Below are 13,885 nucleotides of genomic sequence, written 5' to 3'. Positions count from 1 at the left end.
AGATGAGACGCCATGCCCCCGAACGACAACCGGATCGACGCGCGAGACTGGTCGCTGCTCGCTGTGCTCTCGGTGCTCTGGGGCGGCTCGTTCTTTTTCAACGGCGCGGCGCTGCGGGAATTGCCGCCGCTGACGTTGGTGCTTTTGCGTGTCGCGCTTGGCGCGGCCATTCTGCTGCCGCTGCTCCGTATCCAGGGCATCCGATTTCCAAAGGGCGTGAGGGGCTGGAAACCGTTCTTTGCGATTGGACTCCTCAACAACGTCATCCCGTTCTCGCTGATCGTGGTCGGCCAGACCTTCATTCCAAGCGGGCTGGCGTCGATCCTGAATGCCACCACGCCGCTGTTCACCGTGGTCGTGATGGCGGCGGCAGGCGAAGAGGCTTTGCAACTGCGCCGCGTCGCCGGCGTGGCACTGGGTCTCTCCGGTGTGATCATCCTGCGTGGATGGGGCGTCGAGACACGGGCAGGGCAGGGGCTCGGCATCCTGCTCTGTCTCGGTGGCGCCTTCAGCTATGGCTTTGCGGCGTTGGCCGCGCGGCGGTTGTTGAAGGATGCCGCGCCGCTAGGGACGGCAGCATTTCAACTGATGGCTTCCACGGTGATGATGGCGATCGTGGTCGGCGCGATGAGCAGCCGTGGCGTCTCCCGATGCCGGGCGTGACGATTTGGCTCGCGGTGCTTGGCCTTGCCGGCCTGTCGACAGCGCTCGCCTATATCGTCTTCTTCCAGATCCTGCGGCGGTCGGGGGCGACCAATGTGATGCTGGTGACGCTGCTCATTCCCGTCACCGCCATCCTTCTGGGATGGCTTGTGCTGGGCGAGCCGATCTCCATGCGCGAGATCGCGGGCGCGATCGTGATCGGCAGCGCGTTGCTGGTGATCGATGGGCGCGTTCTGAACCTGCTGCGGCGCGGCACATAGTTCTGGAGCGGCCGTTTCACCTCACGGAAAATCGTGACGCTTGCCAGCGGCAGGTCCGCTTGCGACACTCTCGGCAAAACAAGACTACAAAACACAGGGAGAGAACGATGCCGGGTCGTCGCAATAACCTTGCTGCCCTCGCCATTCTTGCTGCCGGCGTGCTCGTCACGACACCGGCCCTGGCGCAAAAGAAATACGATCCCGGCGCCACCGACACCGAAATCAAGCTCGGCAACATCATGCCCTATAGCGGGCCGGCATCGTCCTATGGCGTGATCGGCAAGACCGAGGCCGCGTTCTTCAAGATGATCAACGACCAAGGCGGCATCAACGGGCGCAAGATCAATTTCATCAGCTATGACGATGCCTATTCGCCGCCAAAGGCGATCGAGCAGGCGCGGAAGCTGGTCGAGAGCGACGAGGTGTTGCTGATCTTCCAGCCGCTCGGCACGCCTTCGAACTCCGCGATCATGAAATACATGAATTCCAAGAAGGTGCCGCAGCTCTTCGTCGCCTCCGGCGGCACCAAGTTCGGCGATCCCAAGAATTTCCCATGGACCATGGGATTCCAGCCGAACTACCAGAGCGAGGGGCGGATCTACGCGAAATATATCCGTGACAAGTTTCCGAACAGCAAGATCGCGGTGTTCTGGCAGAACGACGACGCCGGCAAGGACCAGTTCAAGGGCCTGAAGGACGGGCTCGGCGACAAGGCCAATATGATCATTGCCGACAAATCCTATGAGGTCAGCGATCCCTCGATCGACTCGCAGATCGTCGCCTTGCACGATTCCGGCGCCGACATCTTCTTCTCCTGGGCCGCACCCAAGGGATCGGCACAGGCGATCCGGAAGGTCGGCGAACTCGGCTGGAAACCAAAATTCTTTCTGGCCAACACCGCGACCTCGGTCGCCTCGGTGCTCAAGCCAGCCGGGCTCGACTATTCCAAGGACATCATTTCGACCGTCTATCTGAAGGACCCGACCGATCCGACCTGGGACAAGGATCCTGCGGTGATCAAATGGCGCGAGTTCATGGACAAATATTACCCTGACGGCGACAAGGCCAATTCCAACAATGTCTACGGCTACGTCCAGGCGGAGGCGATGGCGCAGGTGCTGAAGCAGTGCGGCGACAATCTCACACGTGACAACGTGATGAAGCAGGCCACGAACCTAAGGGATTTCCACACCGACCTGATGCTGCCCGGCATCATGGTCAATACGTCGCCCGACGATTATTTCCCGATCGAGCAGATGCAGCTGATGCGCTTCAATGGACAGGCCTGGGAGCTGTTCGGCGACGTCATCACCGGTGAGGTTGGCCACGAGCGCGGCCAATAGAATGCGAGAAGCGCAGGCCTAGCCCGCGCTGAGTCGCACGCCGGCGCGCAGGAATTTCTGCGGATCGACCGCTTCGCCGTCGATGCGGGTTTCATAGTGCAAATGCGGGCCGGTGGATCGGCCGGTCGAGCCGACGAGACCAACCACCTGGCCGATCCTCACGATCTCGCCGACCCTGACGTTGATCTCGGAGAGATGGCCATAACGAGTCGCAAGACCATTGCCGTGATCGACCTCGATCATGCGGCCGTAGCCGCCCGACCAGCCGGCCGAGACGACCTTGCCGTTGGCGGTGACGCGAACGGGATCGCCGCTCGCGGCGCGGAAGTCGAGCCCGGTGTGCATCGCCGGCCGGCCGAGGAACGGATCGCTGCGCACGCCGAAGCCAGAGGTGAACTCGACCTCGCCGATGACGGGCTTGCGATAGGGCACGAGTGCGAGCGTGCGATTGAGCCGGTCCATCTCGGCGCGGGTGCTGTTGATGCGATGGAGCTGCTTCTCGAACGGCCCCGAACTGGCGGTGAGCTTCACGGGTACGAAAGGCCCGCCCATCGCAGTGCGTGGCACGGCGGCTTCGAGATTTGCGAGGTTCAGGCCGAGATCGCTGACGACGCCGCGCATCCGGCGCATGCGTGAATCCATGCCTTCCTCGACGGCGTTGAGTGCTGCCATCTGGCGACGCTCGACCTGGTCAAGCGAGGTCGTGAGCCGAACCACGACGTTGTCGAACCCTTGATTCTTGGCGAATTGATTGACGGGCGGAGCTGCGAGCGTCGGCGCGCGCGACTCGAGCCGCGCTTCGCGATCCGGCGGCGCCACGAAGATCACGGTGTCGCTGATCGGCGAGGGCTTTGGCGTGCCCTGCGTCGCCTGGCTGGCATCGCCACGCTGTGGGTTGGAACGGGGAATCGATCCGGTCACGTCCGGCATGGACCCGAGCGCCGTGGCACGGGACTCCAGCGCCGTCTGGCGCTTCATGATCTGGTCGAGCTTCTGGTCAAACTGCTCCTGGTCGAGCAGCTGCCGGCTGGTGGTGCGGTCGACCTTGGCGCGCAGCTCGGCGATGCGGTCCTCGTAGGCGTATTGCATCTCGGCCTGCCGGGCGATCAGCCGGGTGAGGACGTCGTCGCGGAAGGCGAAATAGGTCGCGGTCGCGGCCGACCAGAGCCCGAGCAACACCACGGTGCCGACCACGATCCAGAACACCACGGGCCCCAGGCGAACCTGCTTGCCGTGATGCACGATGGTGTAGGCGTCGTCGGTGTCCGGAAGGGGAAGCGCGGTTGCCACCGCGGCAGCACGGCGATGAAAGGCTCGTCCGTGGTCGTGGGGGTGATGTTGGGGGTACTGCGAGAGCTGGGCAGAACTTTTCGACATCGGCACTCCCGCGCCGGTCGGATGAGTCCGTACGGCCTAATTGCCGCGGCAATCTGGGCCAGTCATGGTTAATTTTCCGGAAACGGAACCGCTTGAATTTAAATGATTGGTTAAAGGGTTCTTGCCGCTTCCAAGACCTCGTCGGCGTGGCCATCGACGCGGACATTGCGCCAGATCCGGGCGATCCTGCCGTCGGCGCCAAGCAGCATCGTGGTACGAAGAACTCCCAGGAAGCTCTTGCCATACATGGACTTTTCGCCCCAGGCGCCGTAGGCCTCCAGCATCTCATGCGTCTCGTCCGAGATCAGGGGCACGTCGAGACCGTGCTTGTCGCGGAATTTATCCTGAGCCTTGACCGGATCGGCGGAGATACCGAGCACGGCGGTGCCAGCCGTGGCGAAGGCGCCGGTCAGCCGGGTGAAATCGATGGCTTCCCTGGTGCAGCCCGGCGTATCGGCGCGGGGATAGAAGAACAGGACCAGCTTCTGGCCGGTATAATCCGACAGCGCGACGACACCGCCACCGTCGCGGGGCAGGCGGAAGGCGGGAGCCTCCTGACCCTCGGCCAGGCCGGCCTTCGTCGCCTTTTCGGGTGCGGGTGCCGATTTGGAAGAATTTAACCGTTTCGATGCGGCCTTATGCGATGCTGTCTTTGCTATGGTCCCAGTTGATTTGCTCGCCGGTGTCCGCTGTGTTTTCGCGGACTTGGTTTGAGTCGCAGCCCGCGCTTTCACGGGCGTCTTTTTAGCCGTCGGACTGCCGGAGGGCGCTTTGGACGATTTCTTTTGGGATTTCTTGGACATACGCCTTCCTTTCGTCGCTTTCGGCGGGTCAACCAAAGCGGTATTGCAGCCCTTTTCCGCTATGCCGGAATCGTGCCCTCGGCAGGGCGAGTCTGACGACGCCGGAGTCTGGTTACAAGGAATTCCACGCACCACCCCACTGCTCGTTGAACGCGCTCCCGGGGCGACATGACGAACAGAAGGAATATTCGAGGTATGGCGGCAATGCCGGCGCGGGAAGCTTCGCTTCCCGTCGACGGCTGCGGCCCCGGCGGCGCTCAATCCCACGACGGGCGCCTGTATCGAGAGGCAATGGCAAGGAATACGTCGCCCCAGGATTACAATCGGGATTTGGATCGGCGCGGCAGCCAAACAGAGTCGCAGCAATGGGACGACGCCGATTGGGATCCGGATCAGGAAGCGGCGGCGGGCTATCGGGCGCGCCGGCTGTTGTCGCGTTCCAATTCGGGCTTCCATCGCTTCGCTGACGGGTTTGGGCCGCTGCGCCGCTGGCTGGGCGGCGGTCGCTGGCTGAAGCGCGTGGCCGTGGTCGTCGGTGCCCTGATCGTCATCTTCGTCGGCTGTTTCGGCGCGCTGTGGTGGCGACTCGGCGCCGGTCCCATCAATCTCGACATTGCGACGCCGTGGCTCGCCGCCGCGATCGAGGACAATATCGGTCACGGCAACACCGTGGAGGTCGGCGGCACGCAGATCGAACGGGCCGGGCGGATCCGCATTGCCGTGCGCATCCGCGATATCGTCGTGCGCGACCACGATCACGTCATTGTCGCCACCGCACCGAAGGCCGAGGTGAAGCTGTCGGGTGCGGGCCTGCTGATGGGGCATCTGCGCGCAGAAAGCCTCAACCTCGTCGATGCCGAGCTCGCGATCCGGATCGCGCCTGACGGCACCGTTACGGTGTCGGCTGGCGACACCGCAAAGCCGCTCGCAACCGGCGTCGCCTCCAAGAAGGACGCGGGGCTGCCGCCGACTTTCCCGCGCAACGGTGTGCCACCGCCGCCGTTCGCCACCGAGCCTGCGACCCCCGACGCATCGCAAGCCGCGCCCCAGGCCGCGGCCCCGACTGGCATTCTTCAGGGCCTCGACTGGCTCGACAGTCTGAGCATGACCGGCCTCGACGGCCAGAACCTCAACGAGATCGGCCTGAAGAACGGCAATCTGATCGTCGACGATCAGCAGCGCGGCAGCAAATGGACGTTTGAGAACATCACGCTCAGCCTGCGCCGACCGAGCCGTGGCGGCGTCGCGCTCAGCCTCGGCGAGGAGGGCCCGCGTCCGTGGTCGTTGCGCGCCACGATCGGCCCCGCCGAGAACGGCGTGCGCTCGGTCGATATCCGCGCCGACAAGGTCTCGACCGCCAACATCCTGCTGGCGCTGCGGGTGAAGGACCTCACCTACACCGCCGACCTGCCGCTGACCGGCGAGCTCAAGGGCGAGCTCGGCCGCGACGGCGTGCCGACCTTCTTTCGCGGCAAGATCGCGGTCGGCGCGGGCAACATCATCGACACCGATACGCCCGACTATCCGATGGCGATCGACTCGGCTGAGATCAATGTCGAGTGGGACGCCAATCGGCGGGTGCTGGTCGCTCCCTTCAAGGTCCTCTCGGGCGCGAACCGTCTGACGCTTCTGGCTCATGTCGAGCCGCCCAACGGTACCGTCAATGACTGGCAGCTGGGTTTCAGCGGCGGTTCGATCCTGCTCGGCGGCATCGACAACGAGCCGCCGCTGGTCTTCAACCGTATTGCGATCGGCTTCCGTTTCGACACCGACCACAAGAGGCTGCTGTTGACGCAGGCTGATATCTCCAACGGGGAGATCGGCGTCGCCGGCACCGGTGCCATCGACTATTCGGGCGAGCCGCGGCTGACACTGGGTTTTGCGGGTACGCCGATGTCGGCCTCCGCGCTCAAGCGGATGTGGCCGACGCTTGTCGTTCCCGAGTTGCGCGAATGGGTGATCGAGCGGATCGAGCGTGGAACGCTCCAGCGCATCGAGATCGGCGTTAATTCACCGACGAAGAATCTTCCGCGCAAGGGCCCGCCCATTCCCGACGACGGCCTGTCGGTCAATATCGTAGCGAGCGGTGTCACGGTTCGCCCTGTGGATGGCTTGCCGGTGGTGCACGATGCCGATTTGAAGGCACGCGTGACCGGTCGCACCGCGACGGTGAATATCGGGCAGGGCATTGCCGATACGCCAGCAGGCCGCAAGGTCACGATTTCCGACTTTGTCTTCGAGGTGCCCGATATGGCGCCCAAGCCTTCGCCGTCGCGGACCAGGTTCCGTGTCGAAGGCCCGGTGCCTGCGGCCGCCGAAATGCTTTCCAACGATCGCCTGAGCGATCTGTCGTCGACCGTCATCGATCCCAATACGAGCAAGGGGACGTTCTCGGCGAACGTCCAGCTTGGGTTGCCGGTCAAGGGCGAGCTGACCAAAGCCGACACCACCTACAGCGTTACCGCCGATCTCAACGGTTTTGGTGCCGACAAGCTCGTGATGAACCAGAAGCTGGAGGCCAACAACCTCAAGATCGTCGCGAGCAACCAGGGCTACCAGGTCAAGGGCGACGTCAAGATCAACGGGCAGGCGGCCTCGCTCGACTACCGCAAACCGGCCGAGGGCGACGCGGACGTCAAATTGCAGACTACGCTCGACGATGCGAGCCGCGCGCGCCTCGGATTTGACTTGGGTCCCGCCGTCAGCGGATCGGTGCCGATCAAGCTGTCGGGCAAGATCGCAGGGGGGCCCGACCAGACGACGAAGCTCGGCATCGAGGCCGACTTGACCTCCGTCAAGCTCGACAACATCCTGCCCGGCTGGGTCAAGCTGCCGGGCAGAGCGGGCAAGGCCAGCTTCAAGGTGGTGCCGACGGCGCAATCGACGCGTCTGGAGGAGATCGTCATCGAAGGCGGCGGCGCCTCGATCAAGGGGTCGCTCGAGGTCGATGCCAACGGCGATCTCATGAACGCGAACTTCCCGACCTATGCGCCGTCAGACGGCGACAAGGCGTCGCTGAAGGTGGAGCGCAGCCAGGAGGGCGTGGTCAAGGGCACGATGCGCGGCGACGTATTCGACGGCCGCGGCTTCCTGAAATCGGCGATTTCAGGCAATTCCAAGGACGACGCCAAGAGCAAGACGAAGAACGTCGATTTCGACATGGACGTGAAGCTCGGCGCCGTCATGGGTTTCAACGGCGAGGCGATGCGCAGCGTCGAAGCCAAGATGTCGCGGCGCAACGGTGCGGTCAAAGCCTTCACGCTGAGCGGCAGGATCGGAAAAGACACGCCCGTGGCCGCCGACCTGCGCGGCGGCCGCGCCCAGGGCAACCGCGAGGTCATCTATCTCCAGACCAGCGATGCCGGCAACTTCCTGCGCTTCACAGACACCACCAACAAGGTCTACGGCGGCCAGATGGTGGTGGCCATGGAGCCGCCGACGTCAGAGCCTACGACACGGGAAGGCCTGATCAATGTGCGCGACTTCTCGGTCAAGGGAATGGATCAACTCGATCGCGTCGCGGCGGGCGCTCCCAACGGTGCGCAGAGCGGCGTGGCCTTCACGGCGTTGCGTGCGGAGTTCACGCGGCAGAACGGCGCGCTCACGATCCGCGACGGCGTGGTCAAGGGGCCGATGATCGGCGCCACCATCGAGGGCTCAATCGACTTTCCCGGCAATCAGGTCTGCATGAGCGGCACCTTCGTGCCGATGTATGGCGTCAACAACATCTTCGGCCAGATACCGCTGTTCGGTATCTTTCTCGGCGGCGGCAACAATGAAGGGTTGATCGGCGTGACCTACGAGGTCGTCGGCACGCCCGCCGCGCCGGTGATGCGCGTCAATCCGATTTCGGCGATGGCGCCGGGTCTATTCCGCAAGATCTTCGAATTCAACACCGGCAAACAGAACTCGCCGTTCGAGGAATTCCCGTCGCAGTCGAACGATGGCTCGAGCGGATCGACGCGTCAGCTATCAAGCGGCTGCACCCTCGCGCGGCGATAGCGGCGAGCAGCTGTCTCCGGCGTCATGGCCGGGCTTGTCCCGGCCATCCACGCCTTGTCCCGCGGCGTCAAGGACGTGGATGCCCGGGACAAGCCCGGGCATGACGAGATCATTGTGAGCATTCCGGCCGCCTACGCCGCGCGCACGCCGGCCAGGAAGGTCCCGACTTCGCCGGAGAGCTGCTCGGCCTGCTTGGAGAGGTTCGAGGCCGCGGCGAGCACCATGCCCGCGGCATTGCCGGTCTCGTTCGCTGCCGTGCTGACGCCACCGATATTGGTGGTGACTTCCTGGGTCGCCTCGGCCGTCTGCGAGACACTGCGGGCGATCTCGGCCGTGGCGGCGCCTTGCTCCTCGATCGCAGCGCCGATTGACGTAGCGATCCGGCTGACTTCCTCGATGGTGGCGGTGATGCCGCCGATGGCGTCCACCGCTTCCTTGGTCGCGCCCTGGATCTGGGCGATCTTTTCGCCGATCTCGCGGGTGGCTTCCGCGGTCTGACTCGCGAGCGACTTCACCTCGGAGGCGACGACGGCGAAGCCGCGGCCGGCTTCACCGGCGCGTGCGGCCTCGATGGTGGCGTTGAGCGCGAGCAGATTGGTCTGCGCCGCGATGCTGGAGATCAGCTCGGCGACATGCTCGATCTGCTGGGCGCCATCGGAGAGCGCGCGCACGATGGTGTCGGTGCGGCGTGCGCTGTCCACGGCGCGGCCGGTGACCACGGCGGACTGCGCGACCTGACGGCTGATCTCGGTGATGGAGGAGGAGAGCTCCTCGGCGGCGGCGGCGACCGTCTGCACGCGCTGGCTGGCTTCCGTGGCGGCCGAGCCGACGACGGCGGCGCGGCGATTGGTGCCTTCCGCGGTCGACGACATCGACTTGGCGGTGACCTCCAGCTCGCCGGAGCCCGAGGCCATCAGGCCGACGAGCTGGCCGACGGAGGCATCGAACCGATCGGCGAGCGAGATCAGCGCGTCGCGCTTCTCCTGTTCGCTGCGGGTCTTGGTGGCGACCTGCTCAGCCTCCAGCTTGCGCGCCGTCAGCGCGGTCTGCCTGAGCACTTCGAGGGTCTCGGCCATGCGGCCGATCTCGTCGCCGCGACCGGTCTCCTCGACCGCCGCGTCGATGGCGCCTTCGGAAATGGCTTGCATGCGGTTCTTCTGGCGGTCGAGCGCGCCGAGCACGTCGCGGGCAATCAGCCAGGACAGTGTCGCCATCAGCAGCATCAGGCCGATGCCGATCGCACCCAATTCCAGCGTCAAGGCTCGCACGTCGGCGTCGATGTCGTCGACATAGAGGCCGTAGCTGATCGTCGCGTTCCAGGGCGCGAATTTGCGCGCGAACACGGTCTTGCGGACAGGTTCCGTCTGGCCGGGGCGGGGATAGAGATAGGAGGTTACGCCGCCCTGTGCGGTCTCAGCGCCGGCCTTTATAATAGCGTCGGCGATCAGGACGCCATTGGAGTCCTTCGCGCCGGTGATCTTGCCTTCGAGCTGCTGGTTGGCGCCGTTGACGATGAGAGACGTATCGGCGTTATAGACCACCGGATAGCCTTGCCCGCCATTGAAGCTCATGCGGCGGCCGCGCAGATGGAACTGGACCTTCGCCTCGGCCTGCGTCAGCTTGCCGGCGCCGACCTCCTCTTCAAGTGATTGGGCGAGGTTGTGGAGCATATCGACCGCGGTCCGCATCTGCTGGACGCGGTCCTCCAGCATGCGGCTCTTGCTGAGCACGGACGACACCCCGATGATGGCCGTGACCGTGAGCGCCGAAAGACAGACCATGCTGGCGAGCTTGGTGCGGATCTTGAGATGACTCAGCAGCTTCATCACGGCCTCGACGGAATGGTTATTGTTGCTCGCGTCGGTAGCATGAAATTCTTACCAATCATGAATGGACGCGTGCGACGGGCTGCCGCGCAGCGGCGTCCGCGAGCTGCATGCGCAGATATCCATGCGGAAATGCGCCGCGTGGGCGCATGGCGCGTCAACTGGGAGAAAAATTGTGTGGGTCTTTAGTCGCGATCGAATGCGGTGGGAGCGGACATGAACCGATTCGTTCATCGCCTCATCATGTCGATGCTGCTCATCGCGGTCCTCGTCCTGGTCTGGAACGTGCTGGGCTCGCGCTGAGATGGCACCCGTAAATGTACTGGTGCCATCCCTTCATCCACGAATCAATTGCTGACGCATCAGCGCCGCGCGAACGCGCCGCCGGTTGTGCCGCTAGTCCTTGCCCATCGCCGCATCGGCGCTGACCGAGCCGCCGCCGGCTGCCGAGAGATAGAGGCAGGCGAAGCAGAACAGGATCGCCGCGGTGCCACCATTGAGCAGCGGCAGGAACACCGGCGTCTCGCCCTTGAACATGTGGCCCATGAAATAGGCGAAGGCCATCTCACCCGAGAGGATGAACGCCGCGAGGCGGGTGAACAGGCCGATCATCAGCAGCGCGCCAAGCACGAGCTCAAGCGTACCGGCTGCGTAGATGATCGGCGGGATGTTTGCGAAGTAGGGAAGCACCGGAAACTTGAACAGCTTGGCGATGCCGTACTGGAGCAACAGGAGTCCAGTCATAAAGCGAAACAGGCTCAAGAGAACGGGTTGAAAGCGAACGAGATAGGGAAAGTTCATTGGTTTGTGCCCTCCATCCAATGCGCGACTTGGACCGTATTCGGTTCCGAGCCGCAAGCCACCCCAGCTCAATTTGAGCTGACATTTTTGTCATGTCGGACAAAACACCGCAGCCGAGACTTTCAGCCGCGTGCGATCCGCATTTTTTGCATCTATTCGCGCCGCGCCCATCCGTAATTTCCCGGTGACGCGAATGCGCCCAAGTTACCTTCGGGAGACCTATCGCCGCAAGGCGGGCACGACCAGGAACGGGATCATCCCGAGCACCACGCTCCCAAGCGCGAAGGCGAGCAGCGCGTTGTAGCCATGCGTCGCGTCATGGATCAGGCCGCCGCTCCAGGAGCCGAAAGCCGAACCGAGTCCGCTGCCGATCGAGATGGTGCCGTAGATGGTGCCGACGCGCTTGCCCCCGAAGATCTTCATCGCGGTCGCCGTGATCAGCGGTCCCCGTGAGCCCATCATGCTGCCGAAGCAGACAACGAATCCGGTGAGCAGGAGGATGTTCGGATCGTACTGCAACAGCCACAGCAGGAAGATGCCGAGGATCGAGATCGCGTAGCTGAGCAGCACCGACGGCCGGCGTCCGATCAGGCCGTCGAGCGCTGATACCCCTAGCATGCCGAACACCAGCACGACGCCGGAGAAGCCCCAGGCGGTGGCGGCCTGCAGCGGTGGAAAGCCGGCATCGATCAGATAGGCCACGATCTGTGCGGCGATCGCATACATGCCGACGGCGGTGAAGAAGAATGTCGAGAACAGCGCCCAGAAGGCGTGATGGCGCATCGCGCTCGGAAGGGTCCAGCCGTGATCTACGAAATGCGGATCGGTCTTTTTGGCGATATGCGGCGACCCCGAGGCGAAAAGCCGCCATGGCAGCAGCATGAGCGGCACCAGCAGGCCGAGCGCAGCGAAGCCGAACAGCTGGTAGGTCTCGCGCCAGCCGAGATGATCGATCAAAAGCTGCGAGGCCGGCAGTAGCGCCAGCACGCCGCCACCCATGGCTGAGTAGACCACCGCCATCGCGGTCGGCAGCTTCGGGCCGAACCAGCGGCCCAGCAGGATCGAGTTCGGCACATTGCCGATGAAGGCGACGCCGATGCCGACGCAGAGTCCGATCGAGAGCTGGAACTGCCAGAGTGACTGCGCGTGGCTTGCGATCAGGAAGGCCGAGCCGAGCAGCAAGAGGCCGAGTGCATAGACGATGCGTGGGCCGGAATGATCGAACAGGCGTCCGACCAACGGCGCCATCAGTCCGCTGACGAGCCAGGTCAGCGAATAGATCGAGACCACCTGGGCGCGATCCCAGCCAAAGTTTTCCGAGATCGGCTTCAGGAAGACGGTGAAGCTTTCGCTGAGGCCGCGGCCGAGCACGGCGAGCGTGAAGCAGAGCGCGAGCACCACGAGCGCGGTGCGCACGACACCCTGCGGCGTCGCCGTGACGCGTTCCCTGGTCGCTTGCTTGGACTGTTCCTCGAGCGTGTTCTGGTCCATTGCCAATCAGGGAGCGCGCTTCGGCACGCCCTGACAAGCAGCGAAAAGCTCATACGCCTATGCAGGCCTGAGGAGGATGTGCTTCTTCTTGCCGAACGACAGCTTGACCACGCCTTCCGGCGTCAGGTCGGCCGCCGACAACGCCATCTTCTCGTCGGTGACGGGCTCGTCGTTGACGCGCAGGCCGCCACCCTTGATCTGGCGCCGTGCTTCGCCGTTGGAGGCAACAAGGCCCGCCTTGACGAAGGCATTGAGCACGCCGAGGCCGGCGTCGAACTCGCCGCGCGGAATTTCCACGGTCGGCAGGCTCTCGGCCAGCGCGCCTTCCTCGAAGGTGCGGCGCGCGGTCTCGGCCGCCTCGTTCGCTGCGTCGCGACCATGCAGGAGCGCGGTCGCCTCGGTGGCGAGCACCTTCTTGGCCTCGTTGATCTCGGAGCCTCCGAGCGCCTCGAGCTTCCTGATCTCGCTCATCGGCAGCGTCGTGAACAGCTTCAGGAATTTGCCGACGTCGGCGTCTTCGGTGTTGCGCCAGTACTGCCAGAAATCATACGGCGAGAACTGGTCGGCGTTGAGCCAGACCGCGCCTTGCGCGGTCTTGCCCATCTTGGCACCCGACGCCGTGGTCAGCAGCGGCGTCGTCAGCGCATACAGTTGATGGGTGCCCATGCGGCGGCCGAGATCAACGCCCATGATGATGTTGCCCCACTGGTCGGAGCCGCCCATCTGCAAGTTGCAGCCGGTTCGCCTGGCGAGCTCGACGAAGTCGTAGGCCTGACAGATCATGTAGTTGAACTCGATGAAGCTCATCTCCTGCTCGCGCTCGAGGCGGAGCCGCACGGAGTCCATGGTCAGCATGCGGTTGACCGAGAAGTGCCGGCCGACGTCGCGCAGCATCTCGATGTAGTTGAGCTTTGTCAGCCACTCGGCATTGTCGAGCATGATGGCGTCGCTCTTGCCGCCGCCATAGCGCAGCACTTTTGCGAACACGCCGCGGATCGATTCCTTGTTGGCCTCGATCTCGGCGACGGAGCGGATTGCGCGCGTCTCGTCCTTGCCGGAGGGATCGCCGACCATGGTGGTGCCGCCGCCCATCAGGGTGATCGGCTTGTTGCCGGACTCCTGCAGCCAGTGCAGCATCATCATGGTCAAATAATTGCCGATGTGCAGCGAGCGAGCGGTGCAATCGTAACCGACATAGCCGGTCACCTCGCCCTTGGCGGCGAGTGCGTCCAACCCCTCGAAATCGGAGCACTGGTGGACGAATCCACGTTCCTGCAGCGTATTGAGGAAATCCGATTTGAATGCAGTCATTTGTCGGC

8 protein-coding genes and 1 pseudogene are annotated in these 13,885 nt (G+C 63.9%); 3 read left to right on the top strand and 6 right to left on the bottom strand.

Features of this window, described 5'->3' with window-relative positions:
• Positions 1-12: 12 nt before the first annotated feature.
• Together ABIC03_RS01165 and ABIC03_RS01160 are read left to right on the top strand one after the other, a co-directional pair.
• Positions 13-923: pseudogene (locus ABIC03_RS01165) on the top strand (DMT family transporter).
• 107 nt (positions 924-1,030) lie between these two features.
• Complete coding sequence (locus ABIC03_RS01160) at positions 1,031-2,266, top strand: ABC transporter substrate-binding protein (RefSeq protein WP_354054824.1); 1,236 nt, start codon at positions 1,031-1,033, stop codon at positions 2,264-2,266.
• Positions 2,267-2,284: 18 nt separating this feature from the next.
• Here ABIC03_RS01160 and ABIC03_RS01155 read toward each other — a convergent pair whose 3' ends face one another.
• Both ABIC03_RS01155 and ABIC03_RS01150 read right to left on the bottom strand, forming a co-directional pair.
• Positions 2,285-3,643, bottom strand: a complete 1,359-nt coding sequence (locus ABIC03_RS01155; protein ID WP_354054822.1) for a M23 family metallopeptidase — start codon at positions 3,641-3,643, stop codon at positions 2,285-2,287.
• Between the two features lie 110 nt (positions 3,644-3,753).
• On the bottom strand, positions 3,754-4,446 hold the full coding sequence (locus ABIC03_RS01150) for a peroxiredoxin (protein ID WP_354057461.1): 693 nt from the start codon (positions 4,444-4,446) through the stop codon (positions 3,754-3,756).
• Positions 4,447-4,650: 204 nt separating this feature from the next.
• Here ABIC03_RS01150 and ABIC03_RS01145 point away from each other — a divergent pair, with 204 nt between their 5' ends.
• Entirely contained in the window at positions 4,651-8,448 is a 3,798-nt protein-coding gene (locus tag ABIC03_RS01145; protein ID WP_354057459.1) for a YhdP family protein, read from the top strand.
• 131 nt (positions 8,449-8,579) lie between these two features.
• On the opposite strand, the gene ABIC03_RS01140 is transcribed toward ABIC03_RS01145, so the two are convergent.
• The 4 genes from ABIC03_RS01140 to tyrS all read right to left on the bottom strand — a co-directional run bounded on the left by ABIC03_RS01140 (position 8,580) and on the right by tyrS (position 13,877).
• On the bottom strand, positions 8,580-10,274 hold the full coding sequence (locus tag ABIC03_RS01140; RefSeq protein WP_354054820.1) for a methyl-accepting chemotaxis protein: 1,695 nt from the start codon (positions 10,272-10,274) through the stop codon (positions 8,580-8,582).
• A gap of 396 nt (positions 10,275-10,670) precedes the next feature.
• The gene (locus tag ABIC03_RS01135; protein WP_275171921.1) at positions 10,671-11,075 is read right to left on the bottom strand and encodes a DoxX family protein; all 405 of its coding nucleotides are present in this window, start codon (positions 11,073-11,075) and stop codon (positions 10,671-10,673) included.
• A 219-nt stretch (positions 11,076-11,294) separates the two neighbouring features.
• Complete coding sequence (locus tag ABIC03_RS01130) at positions 11,295-12,566, bottom strand: MFS transporter (protein ID WP_354054818.1); 1,272 nt, start codon at positions 12,564-12,566, stop codon at positions 11,295-11,297.
• Positions 12,567-12,623: 57 nt separating this feature from the next.
• Entirely contained in the window at positions 12,624-13,877 is a 1,254-nt protein-coding gene (tyrS, locus tag ABIC03_RS01125) for a tyrosine--tRNA ligase (RefSeq protein WP_354054817.1), read from the bottom strand.
• Positions 13,878-13,885: the final 8 nt, after the last annotated feature.

The organism is Bradyrhizobium sp. RT6a (assembly GCF_040547675.1).
Taxonomy (GTDB): Bacteria; Pseudomonadota; Alphaproteobacteria; order Rhizobiales; family Xanthobacteraceae; genus Bradyrhizobium.
Note: the sequence above shows the minus strand (reverse complement) of the source record. Positions and strands in the feature narration are given on the sequence as shown.

Excerpts from the sequence above, each read along its gene's own strand:
- ABIC03_RS01135 (WP_275171921.1), bottom strand. The coding sequence starts at position 11,075 with ATGAACTTTCCCTATCTCGTTCGCTTTCAACCCGTTCTCTTGAGCCTG.
- ABIC03_RS01150 (WP_354057461.1), bottom strand. The coding sequence starts at position 4,446 with ATGTCCAAGAAATCCCAAAAGAAATCGTCCAAAGCGCCCTCCGGCAGT.
- ABIC03_RS01155 (WP_354054822.1), bottom strand. The coding sequence starts at position 3,643 with ATGTCGAAAAGTTCTGCCCAGCTCTCGCAGTACCCCCAACATCACCCC.
- tyrS (WP_354054817.1), bottom strand. The coding sequence starts at position 13,877 with ATGACTGCATTCAAATCGGATTTCCTCAATACGCTGCAGGAACGTGGA.
- ABIC03_RS01145 (WP_354057459.1), top strand. The coding sequence starts at position 4,651 with ATGCCGGCGCGGGAAGCTTCGCTTCCCGTCGACGGCTGCGGCCCCGGC.
- ABIC03_RS01160 (WP_354054824.1), top strand. The coding sequence starts at position 1,031 with ATGCCGGGTCGTCGCAATAACCTTGCTGCCCTCGCCATTCTTGCTGCC.
- ABIC03_RS01130 (WP_354054818.1), bottom strand. The coding sequence starts at position 12,566 with ATGGACCAGAACACGCTCGAGGAACAGTCCAAGCAAGCGACCAGGGAA.
- ABIC03_RS01140 (WP_354054820.1), bottom strand. The coding sequence starts at position 10,274 with ATGAAGCTGCTGAGTCATCTCAAGATCCGCACCAAGCTCGCCAGCATG.